We start from the raw sequence: 15,330 nt of genomic DNA, 5'->3' as shown, positions 1-15,330 counted from the left end.
ACATATCTAGGAGAATGGTATGGTCACAGTACGTGAACAGTTACCTGAACAACTAACTGAGTTGTCAGAGGAAACGACTGTAGAGCATGCCGCCGAAACACAAGTCGGTTTAGCCTCATGGTTGGATCGGGTTCGTGAAATATTAGATGGGGCAGAGCTTAAACAACTCGAAGAGGTTGCGCATTTAACCCTGCAAAAAGAGTTAGATTCAACGGTTAATCATCGTTCCAATACATTTGCTACTGGTGTTGGAATGGCTGATATTCTGGCGCATTTACATGTAGATGAAGATACTTTATCTGCTGCGATGCTTTATCGTAGTGTTCGTGAGGACATTACTGATATAGAAGAAGTGAGGCGCAAATTTGGTGAGCAAGTCTATAACCTTGTCAAAGGCACTTTGGCAATGGGTAAGCTTTCAGAGCTCATTGAAAAAAATAAACGATTAGAAGACCATTTTAATAATAACCAGCGGGAACATTTAAGCGGCATTTATAAAATGCTGATTTCTGTGACCGAAGATGTACGTGTTGTTTTAATTAAGTTAGCCGAGCGTACTTATTCTTTACGAGAGCTTGCAAACTCATCACGTGAGCGTCAAGAGCGTGTCGCACGTGAAATTCTAACTATTTATTCTCCATTAGCGCACCGTTTAGGTATTGCACAGCTTAAGTGGGAACTCGAAGATTTAGCTTTCCGCTATTTGGCACCAGACCGTTATAAAGAGATTGCTTCTTTACTCAATGAAAAACGTTTAGAACGTGAACATTATATTCAGTTCGTGATTGATCGCTTAAAGAATGAGTTGGCGTCTTACGGTATTGAAGCTGAAATTACAGGTCGAGCAAAGCACATTTATTCGATTTATCGAAAAATGAAAAGTAAAAACCTGAGTTTCGATCAGCTTTATGATATTCGTGCCTTACGTGTGCTGGTGAATAGCGTACCTGAGTGTTATCACTCATTAGGTATTGTTCATCAAATTTGGCGTCATATTCCACACCAGTTTGATGACTATATTACCAACCCGAAAGCAAATGGTTATCGCTCATTACATACTGCTGTAATTGCTGAAAATAAATCTTTAGAAGTACAAATCCGTACTCATGAGATGCATGATGAAGCAGAATTAGGTGTATGTTCGCACTTTAACTATAAAGAAGGTTCAAAGAATACCGACCATTCTTTTAACCATCGTTTACATTCGCTTCGTGCTGTTTTGGAACATTACCAAGAACGTAATGAAACCACAGTACATCAAAACGAAGACGAGACAGAAGGCTTTGATCAACTTCAAGACTTTGAAGGTTTTGAAAAGATTTATGTCTTTAGTCGTGATGGTGATATTAAAGAATTACCACGTGGTTCAACTGTTTTAGACTTTGCTTATCATGTACATACAGAAGTAGGGAATAAATGTTATGCAGCGCGTGTTAACCAGCGCTACGTGCCATTAACCTATACGCTAAAAACAGGTGAGCAGGTTGAGATTTTAACCAAGAAAGACCGTGAACCAAACCGTGACTGGTTGGTGAACTCTCTAGGTTATATCAAGACATCTCGTGCACGTGACAAGCTACGTCACTGGTTCAGGCAGCAAGATCGTAGCAAGAACCTTGAAGTTGGTCGTGAGTTACTGAACAAAGAATTGTCTCGATTGGCGATTCACCCGAAGAGTATCGATCTCAACGACTACTCATCACATTTTAATGTGAAAACAGGCGATGATATTTTGGTTAATCTTGTTAGCGGCGATATAAGCCTACATGCCTTGATTAACCAGATTAATCGTCAAATGCATCTTGATCAGGATGAGCCTGAACTGGTACTTAAGCCAACATTAAACCCACGTGCCAGCCATACTTTGTCTGCACATGGTATTTTAATTGATGGTTTAGACAACGTAGAGCTACATATTGCACAGTGTTGCCAACCAGTCCATGGTGAATCAATTGCTGGCTATATCACATTGAACCGTGGTGTAAGTATTCACAAAGTCTTGTGTTCTGATTATCAACGTATGATCAAGCAAGAGCCAGAGCGTGCTGTTGAAGCGGATTGGGAAATGCAGCCAACTCGTGGTCAAAGTGTTCAAATTGTAGTTGAAGCTTATGATCGTCGTGGTTTGCTCAAAGACTTAACTCAAGTGATTTTCTCTGACCAAATTAATATCCGTCAGGTAAATACAATTTCTGAGGCTGATGGTATTGCCAATATGAAGTTGCTCATTGAGGTGAAAGGTTTGGCTCAGCTTTCACGTTTGTTGGCTCGTTTAGAGCAGCAACCGGGGATTATCAGCGCACGACGCATGATTCAAGGTGTTTAAATAAACGAAGTAAAAAGGCCGTCAATTGACGGCCTTTTTTATCAGCTACTTTCTTGATAAGTAAATATTAGTTAACCGATTTAAAAACTGTGGGCTTATGGTTGAGAGTTGATAAAGCAATTTGGTTTTTATACCAACTGGCGTGTGCGTAGGTGTCCAGAAATGAGCTTTTTTCTCGACAAGTGAAAGCACCTGTTGAGCGATATCATTAGGCGTTAAATCGACCCCCATGTTCTGAATACTGCCAGCATCCATATTATTGACCATCGCAGTTTGTACAAATAACGGCATCACATCTAAAACACGAATACCATATTTTTTCCATTCCACATCTAAACCTTCGGTAATTCCTCTAACTGCAAATTTACTGGCCGAATAAGAAATAAGGTCAGCTTGTCCGTAAATTGCAGAAGCTGATGAGAGGTTGATGACTCGTGCAAAAGAAGCTTGCTTTAAATAGGGCAGTGCAGCATGGCAACCGTTAATTACACCGTTTACATTAATATTGATTGTTCTTTGGTGTGAATTGATATCGATGTGTTCAAAGGCCCCAGAATATAAAATTCCTGCGTTATTCACCAAAATATTAAGCTCGCCAGCCCAGTCGGTAAATTCTTTTAATATAAGTTGCCACTGGCTGTAATTACTAACATCTAAATAGCCAGCGCATGCATTGGGACCTAACTCTGTTGCTAAGCTTTGAGCAAGTGATTCGTTAATATCATAAATACCTACTTTATACCCTTGTTTGTAAAATACTCGTGCAATTTCTGCTCCAATACCTTGAGCTGCGCCACTAATCAGAATGCTATGTTTCATCTTTTTTTCTCTTTATCGTTACAATATGACGAATGATTTGCCGCTTTAATTTTGATCCTAGCAAATTAGAATTGTAAATTTACTGACCGACTTTTTAAACTTGAGGGTTACCATGGATAAATTGCTTAAAATTATGCAAGAGCTACGTGAAAAATGTCCGTGGGATCAAAAACAAACCCCAATGTCACTAACTAAATATGCGATTGAAGAAGCATATGAAGTCGAAGCTGCCATTCGTCAGGGCGATATTGATGAGATTCGAAATGAGTTGGGTGATTTGCTACTACAAGTTGTATTTCAATCACAAATGTTTAGTGAGCAAGGGGCGTTCAATTTTCAAGATGTAGTTAAGGCAATTAGTGAAAAATTAATAAGACGTCATCCACATGTGTTTCAAGCTGATCAATTTAATAACTTAACACCCGAACAAGTCAGTGAGCTATGGAAACAAATTAAACAACAAGAAAAGCAAGGCAAGCCGCAATCAAGATTAGATGAAATTAAACATGGTCCTGCACTGTCTCAAGCACAGGAAATTCAAAAAAATGTTGCAAAAGTCGGTTTCGATTTCGAAACAGTAGAAGATGCTTATGCAAAACTAGAAGAAGAACTCGGTGAGTTCAAAGAGGCGCTCAAAAGTCAAAATATTGATGAAATTCAAGACGAATTTGGAGATTGTCTGTTTTCATTAGTCAATGTAGGACGTAAACTTAACATTTCAAGTGAAACTTCACTTTTATCAACCATACATAAATTTAGAAGTCGTTTTGCTTTTATTGAAGAGCAAGCCATAAAACAGCAAAGAACATTAGAAGACATGACTTTGTCCGAGATGGATGAATTGTGGAACCAAGCAAAACGACAATTACAAACAGGGGAAAAACGACATGCGATACAGCATGAGAATTTGGAAAAATAATTGTTTTATTTTAATGATGTTGTGCTTAGGTATGATTTCACCTTCGGTTTTTGCTCAATCTTTTGATCAAAACTTTCAGGAATGGAAGGCTAAACAGCAGATGTATGACCAAAAGTTAAACGTCTCTAAGCCTTCTCATTCATATGGTTCTAAAAATTCTCATACTAAGAGTTCTAATGACTCTACAGGGCAAATTCACTTGAATCAGGCCACTGTAAATGAGTTTCAGTAGTTAAAAGGCGTAGGTGAGAAAAAGGCGCAAGCGATTGTAGAATATAGACAGAAGAACGGAAGTTTTAAAAATATTGACGAAATTAAAAATGTCAAAGGAATCGGGCCTGCTATTTTTGAAAAAAATAAATCGCGTTTAGCCTTATAAAAGTTCTGTTCGTCAATTATCATTTCCTGCGCAATCTAAAGAGAATCAAATTGCCCTTTGTGTGTGTTAGAGCTATGATTAGCGACAACTTGTTATTTACGTCCTGACGTAGGAGACAGCGTCTTTTGCAAACCTTGCGAGCGTCAAAATGTGGTTTGTCCACAGCCCAACTTCCTTCTTCGATTTTAGATGTGATCGATAGTCTGAACAAAGCAGGCTATGAGGCTTATATTGTTGGGGGTGGTGTCCGTGATTTAATGCTAGGACTCAATCCTAAAGATTTCGATGCAGTCACCAATGCAACACCTTCTCAAATTAAAGAAGTTTTTGGTCGTCGATGCCGAATTATTGGCCGTCGATTTGAATTGGCACATGTCTATTCAGGGCGTGAGCTAATTGAAGTTGCGACTTTCCGTGCCCCTCCTAAAAAAGCAGTCACCAACGCTTCTGGCATGATTTTGCGTGACAATAACTGGGGAACAATAGAGCAGGACTTTGCTCGACGCGATTTTTCTATCAATACGCTTTACTACCAACCACGTAAGGGTATTGTGCTCGATTTTTGTAAAGCAATTGATGATGTCAAAAATAAGACTTTACGTTTATTGGGTGATCCTGCACAACGTTTTGAAGAAGATCCGGTGCGTATGCTACGGACATTACGTTTTGCAGCGAAGCTAAATTTCAAGATTGATTCAAATATTCTCGATATTTTTGATGTTGAGATGACACAATTGCTGCGTGATGTTTCTCCGCACCGTTTATACGATGAGTCTCAGAAGCTTTTCACAATGGGTCATTTGGCACGTGTATTACCAATGCTAATTGAATTTGGCGTGTGGAAGCAGCTTTTTGCTGATATTCGTCCAGATCTGACGCCATTTATTCAACGCGCTGCAAAAAATACAGATCAACGTATTCAAATTGGTAAAACCATTAACCCAGCATTTTTCTATGCGGTTTTATTGTGGCAGCCATTTTTAGAACGCTGTGATTTTTATTTAACAAAAGGTGTGGTTCCAGCAGAAGCTCGTGCGCAGGCCGGTTTAGATGTTTTAAAACGTCAAGCCACACGTACAGTCATTCCTCGTTTTGCTGAAACTTTTATTCGTGAAGTTTGGGAAATGCAAACCCGATTGCTTAATCCAAAGCCACAGCAAATTGAAGCATTGGCAAGCCATGCGCGTTTCCGTGCAGGTTTTGACTTCTTATTACTCCGTGAAAAGTCAGGTGATGACACAACGCAAGGAATGGGGAGTTGGTGGGATGCTTACCAAGAAATGTCAAATGACGAAAAAGAAGCTGCGATTAGCCAATATAATCGTCAAAAAGCGAAAAGTCGTCGTAAGGTTGCTGCTGAACCGATTGAAAGCAATAGAGTTGATGTAGAAATTGAGCCTTTGGTAGACGTTCCAGAACCTCGAAGCCGTCGTGGTAAGAAAGAACGCTCACGACAAGAGCAGTCTGTTGATCGCTTTATGGAAAAATCTTCTGCATCACAAGCTAACATGACGAGTGATCACCCCATTTTAAAGCGCAAGCGGGTACAACGTGATTTGAGCCAAGTTATTTTTGGGCCTACACAATGACAGTAACCACATATATTGGCTTAGGAAGTAACCTCGGTGACTCACGCCAGATTTTGTCTGAAGCAATAGCTAAGCTTAAATCTATTGGTGAAGTGAAGGTCTCCAAACTGTATCAAAGCCCACCCATGGGTCCTCAAGATCAACCGAACTATCTAAATGCAGTTGTTCAGCTAAAAACCGAGATACTTCCGCTTGACTTACTTGACCAGCTCCAGCGCTTTGAACAGGAAGCTGGGCGTGTGAGACTACGCCATTGGGGTGAACGAACTTTAGATCTTGATCTACTGATTTATGGCAATGAAAAAATACAAAATGAGCGCTTAACTGTGCCGCACGTAGGAATACTGCAAAGAGATTTTGTTGTGATTCCTTTATTAGATTTAGATGCTGATTTACATATTAATGATCAGCCACTTAAAAATTTAGAACTCTTACAGCAGCCGACGCTGACTGTACTTGCTGATGAGTCTTGGGCTTAAGCCTGACTTATACGTTCTGCAAACTCCTGTAGAGGATACCATCATGATTAGTCTTAGTGACTTAAGAAAATTTAAAGCCGAAGGACGTAAGTTCTCTTGTCTAACTTGTTACGATGCAAGTATGGCAAAAGCAATGGAACTTGCTGAAATTGATACTATCTTAATTGGTGATTCTCTTGGAATGGCAATTCAAGGTCGTGATTCAACGTTACCTGTAACTGTTGAAGACATGGCTTATCATACGGCGGCGGTGCGCCGTGGTAACCAGCATGCATTGATTATGACTGATTTACCATTTATGAGTTATGCCACTTTAAACGATGCTTTGCAGAATGCGAAAACAGTTATGCAAGCTGGTGCCCAGATGATCAAAATCGAAGGCGGTGCATGGCTAAGTGAAACGGTACAAGTGTTAACGCGTAATGGTGTACCTGTATGCGTTCATTTAGGTTTAACACCTCAATCTGTGCATGTGTTTGGTGGTTATAAGTTACAAGCTAGAACACGTGAAGCTGCGGATCAACTGATTGCTGACTGTACGGCTGTGGTTGAAGCTGGAGCGGCGGTACTATTGCTTGAATGCGTTCCTGCGCAACTAGGCCAAGAAATTGCTGAGCTGTTCCCAAATACTCCAGTGATTGGTATTGGGGCAGGTAATGCGACTGACGGTCAGGTATTGGTTGTACAAGACATGTTAGGTTTGACGTTTGGCAAGGTTGCACGTTTTGTGCGTAACTTCATGAAAGAACAGTCTGGTGAAACAGCTATTTTAGATGCTTTTAAATCTTTTCATGCTGCTGTACAAGATCAGTCGTTCCCTGCCAAAGAACATACTTTCAATGTTGAGCTGTAATTCATGAAAACAGAAACCACTATACAAGGCTTAGCTGCTTCTTTAAATCCTGCTAGAGCTGCACGTAAAATCATTGGTTTTGTCCCAACTATGGGAAATCTACATGAAGGCCATCTCACACTTGTTCGTGAAGCAAAGAAGTTATGTGATGTTGTGGTTGTAAGTATCTTTGTGAATCCGACCCAATTTGGTCCGGGTGAAGATTTTGACAACTATCCACGTACTTTGGAGCAAGATAGCCGTCTACTTGCAGATGTTGGCTGTGACATCGTTTTCGCACCTTCAGTCGAGCAAATGTATGGTACACAGCCTCGTTTAACTAACATTAGTGTTAGTCAAATTACGGATGACTTGTGTGGTAGTTCACGTCCAGGACATTTTGACGGTGTAGCGCTGGTTGTCACAAAACTCTTTAATATTGTGCAGCCAAACTATGCTTTCTTTGGTCAAAAAGATTATCAACAGTTAGCTGTAATTCGCCAGTTTGTTCAAGACTTAAACATTCCGTTAGAAGTTATTGGTGTGCCTATTGTTCGTGCGGCAGATGGTCTGGCATTGAGTTCGCGTAATGGTTATTTGACGCCTGAACAGCGTCAAACGGCACCAGTCATCTATCAAGGTCTAAAGCAAGCTGAAGAACAATTACATCAAGGTAAGGATTTGCAACAAGTCTTGGCAGATTTAAAAACGTTGTTGACAGACAATGGTTTTGTTGTGGATTATGTGGAAGCTCGTCAGTCAAATCTGTTACCTGTTACTCAATTTGATCGTAATATTGTGTTGTTTGTTGCGGCTAAGTTGGGTGGGACACGTTTAATTGATAATTTACAAGTTGCCTTTACATCTCAATAATACATAAAAGGACAGCCATGCCATGAAGCGTATACTTATCGTGACAGGACAGTCTGGTTCAGGAAAATCTTCAGCTCTTCAAGTGTTGGAAGATTTGGGCTATTACTGTATTGATAATTTACCTTTGGCATTGCTGCCTGAAATTGTGGCAAAGCTAGATCATGAAAATAATCTTGAACAACTCGCTTTAGGTGTAGATGTCCGAAGTACACGGGCAGATATGCAGGAGTTCGATCATGTTTTTGAGCAACTACAAAAGCATGGTACGGTTGATGTGATTTACCTGACGACACAAGATCAAGATTTAATTGCTCGATTTAGTGCTTCACGTCGCCCGCATCCGCTGGCGAACCGTTTCAAAAGCCTTTTACAGTGTATTCATGAAGAAAAGCAGTTGCTGATTCCAATTCAGTTCCGTGCCACTGTTCATATTGATACCACAGATAAAAGTGTTCATGATTTAAAACATATCTTGCTGTCAAAATTAGGGCAGTCGGATAACCTGATTGTTATATTGCAGTCATTTGGTTATAAACATGGCATTCCTTTAGATGCTGACTATGTTTTTGACGTACGGCATTTACCAAATCCACATTGGGATTTAGAATTACGCCGTTTTTCTGGTTTAGATGAGCCAGTAAGACAATTTTTAGAAGCAAGTCCGCAAGCAAATGAAATGTTTGAGGACATACACCACTTCTTAAAAAAATGGTTGCCTGCATTTGCTGAAGGGCATCGTCACTATATGACGATTTCAATAGGTTGCACAGGCGGCCAGCATCGTTCAGTTTATATGGTAGATAGACTAAAACAAGCACTTGAGGCAGAATGGACTGTTCAGGTCTTACACAGAGAAATGAAGCACTGGTCATGATAGACACAACTGTTGATGTAATTAATAAACTCGGTTTACATGCACGTGCATCAGGAAAACTGATAGAGGTCACTACGAAGTTTCGTTCGTCAATTCAGATTGGTAAGGGCGATCATTTGGTAGATGCAAAGAATATTATGTCGTTACTGATGTTAGGTGCAGGTAAAGGGACCACTTTACGTTTGGTCATTGATGGCGCTGACGAAGAACAGGCATTAAACGAAGTACAGGCGTTATTCGCCGCAAAATTTTATGAGGCAGATTAATCGTGGCACGTCGTCCCCAGCGTTATACTGAAGAAGATTTTGATTCTTTAGAAGGACGTGCAAGTAAAACCGAACAGAAAAAAGCAGTTCAACGTATGGCTGCTTTAGGTGAGCAGTTAGCACAACTTTCTATCAAACAAATTCAAAAACTTCCGGTTGATGAGCGTTTAATTGATGCTCTTTTAGAAGTCCAGAATATTAGTTCGTTTGAAGCGCGCCGTCGCCAGTTTCAGCGTGTTGGTAAACTCTTGCGTAATGAAGATGAGACAGTCATTTTGTCTTATTTGACACCTCAACAAGGTGCGAAAAAGCAAGCTCAACTTATGCGTTGGGTAGATCGTATGATTGAACAGGGTGATCCTGCAATCAATGAGTTTAGCAAAATTTATAATGCATCAGAGCGTCATACTTTGCGTCAGCATGTGTTAAGAATTAACCGTGATAAAACTCAGCAAGTTGCAGAAGCAGATCTTGAAGCATCTAAAAAGAAGTTTATTAACTACGTGCAACAAATTGCTTTATTGTCAGATCAAGGCTAATACCTTTCAAATAAAAAAGCGACGTTCAATACGTCGCTTTTTTATTTGAAAATATTTAAACGCGCTCCTTTGCCCATTCACGCAAGATAAATTTTTGTAATTTGCCTGTTGATGTCTTTGGAATTTCGGTAATGACCACATCCTTAGGAACTTTAAAGCGAGCAAGCTCTTTTTGGCAGTGTGCAATAATTTCTTCCGGAGTTGCTGTAGCACCCGTTTTTAATTCAATAAATGCACATGGTACTTCTTGCCAACGTTCATCGGGTTTTGCCACAACAGCAGCTGTTAAAACTGCAGGATGCTTATATAAAACCTCTTCTACCTCTAAAGATGAAATATTCTCTCCACCGGAAATAATAATATCTTTGGAACGATCTGTAATTTTTGCATAACCATCTGGATGACAAACTGCTAAATCTCCAGTGTGGAACCAACCACCTGCAAATGCCTCTTCAGTTGCTTTTGGATTTTTTAAATATCCCTTCATCACAATATTGCCACGGAACATAATTTCTCCCATGGTTTCACCGTCATTTGGTACAGGTTGCATCGTTTCAGGGTCTAGCACTCGCATACTGTCCTGAAGCGGGTAAGGCACACCCTGACGTGAATGTAGTTGTGCTTGTTCTGTAATAGAAAGATCGCTCCATCCTGCTTGAGAGGCACAAAGCGCGGATGGTCCATAAGTTTCTGTTAAACCATAAACGTGGTTTACATTAATTCCAATATTTCGCATACCTTCAATCACGGCGACAGGAGGTGCTGCTCCCGCAACCATAACTTCTACATGATGTTCTAAGTTCGGCTGTTTTTCTTTAGGTAGGTTAATAATCATGGACAGCACAATTGGAGCACCGCAGAAATAATCAACTTTATATTTTGCAATGAGCTGCATAGCCAGTTCAGGGTCAACTTTGCGTAAGCAAATATTGGTTCCACCACTGGCTGCAATACTCCATGCAAAGCACCAGCCGTTACAATGGAACAGAGGAAGCGTCCATAAATAAACGGCTCGAGGTTTCATGCCACAGGCTAGAATATTGCTCGCTGCATTTAAGTAAGCCCCACGGTGGTGATAAACCACTCCCTTAGGGTTGCCTGTTGTCCCAGAGGTGTAATTTAAGCTAATCGCATCCCACTCATCTTGCGGCAAATGCCATTCAAAATTAGCATCACCTTGAGCAATCCATTCTTCATATTCAAACGAACCAAGAAATTGATTTTCACCCTCATATTCTTCATCAGCCACATCAATCACAATAATACGTTGGTTAGGAATCAGTGAGAGAGCTTCTCTGGCTAAATTAACAAACTCTGGGTCAACTAAAAGTACTTTAGTTTCAGCATGCTCTAGCATAAAGGCGATGGTTTTAGCATCTAAACGAGTATTTAATGTATTAAGAACAGCACCAGCCATAGGTACAGCAAAATGCGCTTCGATCATTGCGGGTATATTGGGCAATAATACAGAAACAGTATCATTTTTAGTAATACCTAATTGTTGAAGCTGAGAGGCAAATTGCCGACAACGCTGATAAGTTTCTTTCCACGAAATATAGCGATTGCCATGAATAATCGAAGCCTGATCCGGATATATATAAGCTGCCCGTTCTAAATACCGCAAAGGGGATAACGCAACAAAGTTTGCTTGTGTACGTGGTAATTCATCGTATGCACTAACCATGTGAAACAACTCCATGTTCTATTTTTTAATTCATTCTTTGAAAATATGACTTAATATTAATCAAAGCATTAATGCTTTAGTCTTAAACAGAAATACCCCTCAGTCAGAAAATGAGCACAAATGCTATTTCCATCATCTTAAATCAGTTCTGATGAATAATTATCCTATTTATGTATTTCCTAAAATTTATGAGAAACACTTACGAAAGTCACTTATTGCTGTTTACCGTATAACCAACATCTATTTATGATTTTATGAGCACAAAGGTTTTCACTTGGCGTGAACAAGTGTAAAATCTTTCTGGTTTTTAATTTTGATTTACACCGTTTTTATATTTTGAGGTTCGCCTCGATCATAATCTCGCGGTGAAATGCTCCTTCGTATAGGGCATCACTCCTTAAGGATTTTTTTATGCCAATTATCACATTGCCAAATGGCGATCAAAAAAGTTTTGATCACCCTGTATCTGTTATGGAAATCGCTCAAAGTATTGGGCCTGGTTTAGCAAAAAACACCGTTGCTGGACGAGTAAATGATCGCCTAGTTGATGCATGTGACTTAATTACCGAAGACTCGACCTTACAAATTATCACTCCAAAAGATGAAGAAGGTCTTGAGATCATTCGCCATTCTTGTGCACACCTTGTAGGGCATGCTGTAAAGCAGCTTTTCCCTGAAGCTAAAATGGTGATTGGTCCAGTCATCGAAGAAGGTTTTTATTACGATATCTGGATGCCACGTCCTTTCACATTAGATGACATGGCAGCGATCGAAGAGCGTATGAAAAAGCTCATCGACCAAGATTACGATGTTGTTAAAAAAATGACACCACGTGATGAAGTCATTGCTGAATTTACTGCACGCGGTGAAGAATATAAATTACGCTTGATTGCAGACATGCCTGAAGAAACACAAATGGGCTTGTACTACCATCAAGATTATTTAGATATGTGTCGTGGTCCACACGTACCAAATACTAAATTTTTAAAATCATTCAAGCTTACAAAAATCTCTGGCGCCTACTGGCGTGGTGATGCAAAGAATGAACAGCTTCAACGTATTTATGGTACTGCTTGGGCTGATAAAAAACAGTTAGCAGCTTATATCAAGCGTATTGAAGAAGCTGAAAAGCGTGACCATCGTAAAATTGGTAAAGCGTTAGACTTGTTCCATATGCAAGAAGAAGCACCGGGTATGGTGTTCTGGCATGCAAATGGTTGGACTATTTATCAAGTACTAGAGCAGTACATGCGTAAAGTTCAGCAAGACAATGGTTACCAAGAAATTAAAACTCCACAAATCGTAGACTTTACGCTTTGGGAGAAATCTGGCCATGCAGCAAACTATGCAGAAAACATGTTTACGACTCATTCAGAAAGTCGTAACTATGCTGTAAAACCAATGAACTGTCCTTGTCACGTTCAAGTGTTCAACCAAGGATTAAAATCTTACCGTGATTTACCAATTCGTTTAGCTGAGTTTGGTTCTTGTCACCGTAATGAACCATCTGGTTCTTTACACGGTATTATGCGTGTTCGTGGCTTTACCCAAGATGATGCACATATCTTCTGTACTAAAGAACAGATCGGAAAAGAGGTTGCAGACTTTATTAAACTCACTTTAGATGTTTATAAAGACTTTGGCTTTGAAGAAGTTCAAATGAAGTTGTCTACTCGTCCGGAAAAGCGTGTAGGTGATGATGCACTTTGGGATTTAGCTGAAAAATCTTTAGCAGATGCTTTAGATGAAGCTGGTCTTAAATGGGAGTTGCAGCCGGGTGAAGGCGCATTCTATGGTCCAAAGATTGAGTTCTCTTTAAAAGACTGTCTTGGTCGTGTATGGCAATGTGGTACCATTCAGTGTGACTTCAACTTGCCAGTTCGTTTAGACGCTTCTTATGTAACTGAAGAAAACGAACGTGATCAGCCTGTAATGTTGCACCGTGCAATTCTTGGTAGTTTTGAGCGTTTTATTGGTATACTAATTGAACACTACGCTGGTTTTATGCCGCCTTGGTTATCACCTGTACAAGCATGTGTCATGAACATTACCGATGCTCAAGCTGAAGCAAGTGAGCAAGTTGTGGCAAAACTCAAGGAAAATGGCCTTCGCGCTATTTCTGACTTGAGAAATGAAAAAATCGGATTTAAGATTCGTGAGCGTACTCTAGAGCGCATTCCTTACCTGTTAGTTCTTGGTGATCGAGAAGTTGAAGAAGGTACAGTGAATGTACGTACTCGCTCAGGAAAAAATTTAGGTACTATGTCAGTGGATGCTTTCATTGACTTAGTGAAATCTGCCGTCGCCGAACGTGGCCGGTATATTGTGGAGTAAGAAAGATTAAACAGCCTGACCGTAACCAACAACAAGGTGCAAAGAGTAACCGTCCAGCAATTAACGATGAGATCCGTGCAAAAGAAGTACGCCTCGTCGCTGCTGATGGTGAGCAAAAAGGAATTGTTTCATTAAATGAAGCACTGCGTGCTGCTGAGGATGCAGATCTTGACCTTGTTGAGATTGTCGCAAACGCTGAGCCGCCTGTTTGTAAAATCATGGATTACAACAAGCACTTGTTTGACCTGAAACAGAAGCAAAAAGATGCCAAGAAAAAACAGCATCAAGTGCAAGTGAAGGAAATCAAACTACGCCCAGCAACTGATGTAGGTGATTATCAAGTTAAGCTTCGTGCTATTTTGAAGTTCCTTGAAGAAGGCAACAAAGTCAAAATCACCTTACGTTTCCGTGGTCGTGAAATGGCTCACCAACAACTTGGTTTAGCTCAATTACAAAAAATTGAAGCAGATGTAGCTGAGTTTGGGGTTGTAGAGCAAGCTCCGAAAATGGAAGGTCGACAAATGGGTATGTTACTTGGACCTAAAAAGAAAAAGTAATACTCAAAAAAAGCACTGCAAAAGCAGTGCTTTTTTTTGCTTGTCATTTTGTGGTTTAGTTCCTTTAAAGTGCGATTTAATAACTTTTTGAACCAAAGTTATTCTCAAATTTTATGTGTTTTTTGGTGTTGGAAATATTATTGTATTACCCAAAACATGATATAACGCAAGACGCAGTCATGATAACGATGAATAGGAAAATAGAATGATTGATCTATATTATTGGGGCACACCCAATGGACATAAAATCACAATTGCCTTAGAAGAAATGGGACTGGATTACACTCTTTATCCAATTAATATTTTAGAAAATGATCAATTTCAACCCGACTTCCTAAGAATCTCTCCAAATAATAAAATTCCTGCAATTGTTGATCAGGATGGTCCACGTGGTGAGCCAATTTCAGTATTTGAATCAGGCGCAATCTTACAATATTTAGGTCGAAAAACTGGCTTGTTCTATCCAACTGACGAGCAAGAGCGAGTTGAAGTAGAACAATGGCTCATGTGGCAAATGGGTGGTTTAGGCCCGATGTTAGGACAAAATCATCATTTTAACCGTTTTGCACCAGAGAAAATTCCTTACGCCATAGAACGTTATTTGAATGAAACTAAACGCCTATATAGTGTATTAAACAAACAGCTTATAGGGCAAAAGTTTGTTGCAGGCGAATACTCAATTGCGGATATGGCAATTTTACCTTGGATTTTGCGCTATGAATGGCAGGGTATTCAATTAGAGGACTACCCATATGTACAAGAATACATTGTTCGCTTGACAGCACGTCCTGCGGTACAAAAAGCATTATCAATTAAAGTCATCTAATTTTAGTTGATAGGTAATAAATAAAGTGAAAGGT

The 15,330-nt window shown here is 39.8% G+C and carries 14 protein-coding genes and 1 pseudogene; 13 read left to right on the top strand and 2 right to left on the bottom strand.

The window, feature by feature from the left end; genetic code table 11:
• The first annotated feature begins 19 nt into the window (after positions 1-19).
• On the top strand, positions 20-2,326 hold the full coding sequence (locus I8T81_RS15945) for a RelA/SpoT family protein (RefSeq protein ID WP_004698623.1): 2,307 nt from the start codon (positions 20-22) through the stop codon (positions 2,324-2,326).
• 45 nt (positions 2,327-2,371) lie between these two features.
• On the opposite strand, the gene I8T81_RS15940 is transcribed toward I8T81_RS15945, so the two are convergent.
• A complete protein-coding gene (locus I8T81_RS15940) occupies positions 2,372-3,145 on the bottom strand; it encodes an SDR family oxidoreductase (RefSeq protein ID WP_198071631.1) in 774 nt (257 codons plus the stop codon).
• 112 nt (positions 3,146-3,257) lie between these two features.
• Here I8T81_RS15940 and mazG point away from each other — a divergent pair, with 112 nt between their 5' ends.
• The 9 genes and pseudogenes from mazG to yjgA all read left to right on the top strand — a co-directional run bounded on the left by mazG (position 3,258) and on the right by yjgA (position 9,895).
• Positions 3,258-4,064 (top strand): nucleoside triphosphate pyrophosphohydrolase, encoded by an 807-nt coding sequence (mazG, locus tag I8T81_RS15935; RefSeq protein WP_198071630.1) that lies wholly within the window; start codon positions 3,258-3,260, stop codon positions 4,062-4,064.
• Positions 4,033-4,443: pseudogene (locus I8T81_RS15930) on the top strand (ComEA family DNA-binding protein). Before mazG ends, I8T81_RS15930 begins: the two are co-directional and overlap by 32 nt.
• Positions 4,444-4,568: 125 nt before the next feature.
• On the top strand, positions 4,569-6,032 hold the full coding sequence (pcnB, locus tag I8T81_RS15925) for a polynucleotide adenylyltransferase PcnB (protein ID WP_068934874.1): 1,464 nt from the start codon (positions 4,569-4,571) through the stop codon (positions 6,030-6,032).
• Positions 6,029-6,511, top strand: coding sequence for a 2-amino-4-hydroxy-6-hydroxymethyldihydropteridine diphosphokinase (gene folK, locus I8T81_RS15920; RefSeq protein WP_198071629.1), 483 nt, complete (start codon positions 6,029-6,031; stop codon positions 6,509-6,511). The genes pcnB and folK overlap by 4 nt, the downstream gene beginning before the upstream one ends.
• A 43-nt stretch (positions 6,512-6,554) precedes the next feature.
• Entirely contained in the window at positions 6,555-7,364 is an 810-nt protein-coding gene (gene panB / locus I8T81_RS15915) for a 3-methyl-2-oxobutanoate hydroxymethyltransferase (RefSeq protein ID WP_004698602.1), read from the top strand.
• Positions 7,365-7,367: 3 nt separating this feature from the next.
• On the top strand, positions 7,368-8,216 hold the full coding sequence (gene panC / locus I8T81_RS15910; RefSeq protein WP_004698600.1) for a pantoate--beta-alanine ligase: 849 nt from the start codon (positions 7,368-7,370) through the stop codon (positions 8,214-8,216).
• 22 nt (positions 8,217-8,238) lie between these two features.
• The gene (gene rapZ / locus I8T81_RS15905; RefSeq protein WP_019458134.1) at positions 8,239-9,090 is read left to right on the top strand and encodes an RNase adapter RapZ; all 852 of its coding nucleotides are present in this window, start codon (positions 8,239-8,241) and stop codon (positions 9,088-9,090) included.
• Positions 9,087-9,356, top strand: coding sequence for an HPr family phosphocarrier protein (locus I8T81_RS15900; RefSeq protein WP_019458135.1), 270 nt, complete (start codon positions 9,087-9,089; stop codon positions 9,354-9,356). The genes rapZ and I8T81_RS15900 overlap by 4 nt, the downstream gene beginning before the upstream one ends.
• A gap of 2 nt (positions 9,357-9,358) precedes the next feature.
• Positions 9,359-9,895: a ribosome biogenesis factor YjgA gene (gene yjgA / locus I8T81_RS15895; protein WP_004698595.1), complete on the top strand. Its 537-nt coding sequence runs from the start codon at positions 9,359-9,361 to the stop codon at positions 9,893-9,895.
• 55 nt (positions 9,896-9,950) lie between these two features.
• Here the strand turns inward: yjgA and I8T81_RS15890 are convergent, their stop codons facing one another.
• Positions 9,951-11,579, bottom strand: coding sequence for an acyl-CoA synthetase (locus tag I8T81_RS15890; RefSeq protein ID WP_198071628.1), 1,629 nt, complete (start codon positions 11,577-11,579; stop codon positions 9,951-9,953).
• 411 nt (positions 11,580-11,990) lie between these two features.
• Between I8T81_RS15890 and thrS the strand changes: the two genes are divergently transcribed.
• From thrS to I8T81_RS15875, 3 genes are all read left to right on the top strand, one after another.
• Positions 11,991-13,913 (top strand): threonine--tRNA ligase, encoded by a 1,923-nt coding sequence (gene thrS, locus I8T81_RS15885; protein ID WP_198071627.1) that lies wholly within the window; start codon positions 11,991-11,993, stop codon positions 13,911-13,913.
• Positions 13,914-13,918: 5 nt separating this feature from the next.
• Complete coding sequence (infC, locus tag I8T81_RS15880; protein WP_077162708.1) at positions 13,919-14,470, top strand: translation initiation factor IF-3; 552 nt, start codon at positions 13,919-13,921, stop codon at positions 14,468-14,470.
• Positions 14,471-14,675: 205 nt separating this feature from the next.
• Positions 14,676-15,296 (top strand): glutathione S-transferase N-terminal domain-containing protein, encoded by a 621-nt coding sequence (locus I8T81_RS15875; protein ID WP_004698586.1) that lies wholly within the window; start codon positions 14,676-14,678, stop codon positions 15,294-15,296.
• The last annotated feature ends 34 nt before the right edge of the window (positions 15,297-15,330 follow it).

The sequence above is a fragment of the Acinetobacter seifertii genome, from assembly GCF_016064815.1.
In the GTDB taxonomy this organism is placed as follows: Bacteria; Pseudomonadota; Gammaproteobacteria; order Pseudomonadales; family Moraxellaceae; genus Acinetobacter; species Acinetobacter seifertii.
This window is presented reverse-complemented; position numbering and strand designations above follow the sequence as displayed.

Coding starts and splice junctions, on each gene's coding strand:
- I8T81_RS15945 (WP_004698623.1), top strand. CDS start 20: ATGGTCACAGTACGTGAACAGTTACCTGAACAACTAACTGAGTTGTCA.
- thrS (WP_198071627.1), top strand. CDS start 11,991: ATGCCAATTATCACATTGCCAAATGGCGATCAAAAAAGTTTTGATCAC.
- folK (WP_198071629.1), top strand. CDS start 6,029: ATGACAGTAACCACATATATTGGCTTAGGAAGTAACCTCGGTGACTCA.
- I8T81_RS15940 (WP_198071631.1), bottom strand. CDS start 3,145: ATGAAACATAGCATTCTGATTAGTGGCGCAGCTCAAGGTATTGGAGCA.
- I8T81_RS15900 (WP_019458135.1), top strand. CDS start 9,087: ATGATAGACACAACTGTTGATGTAATTAATAAACTCGGTTTACATGCA.
- panC (WP_004698600.1), top strand. CDS start 7,368: ATGAAAACAGAAACCACTATACAAGGCTTAGCTGCTTCTTTAAATCCT.
- I8T81_RS15875 (WP_004698586.1), top strand. CDS start 14,676: ATGATTGATCTATATTATTGGGGCACACCCAATGGACATAAAATCACA.
- mazG (WP_198071630.1), top strand. CDS start 3,258: ATGGATAAATTGCTTAAAATTATGCAAGAGCTACGTGAAAAATGTCCG.
- panB (WP_004698602.1), top strand. CDS start 6,555: ATGATTAGTCTTAGTGACTTAAGAAAATTTAAAGCCGAAGGACGTAAG.
- rapZ (WP_019458134.1), top strand. CDS start 8,239: ATGAAGCGTATACTTATCGTGACAGGACAGTCTGGTTCAGGAAAATCT.
- I8T81_RS15890 (WP_198071628.1), bottom strand. CDS start 11,579: ATGGTTAGTGCATACGATGAATTACCACGTACACAAGCAAACTTTGTT.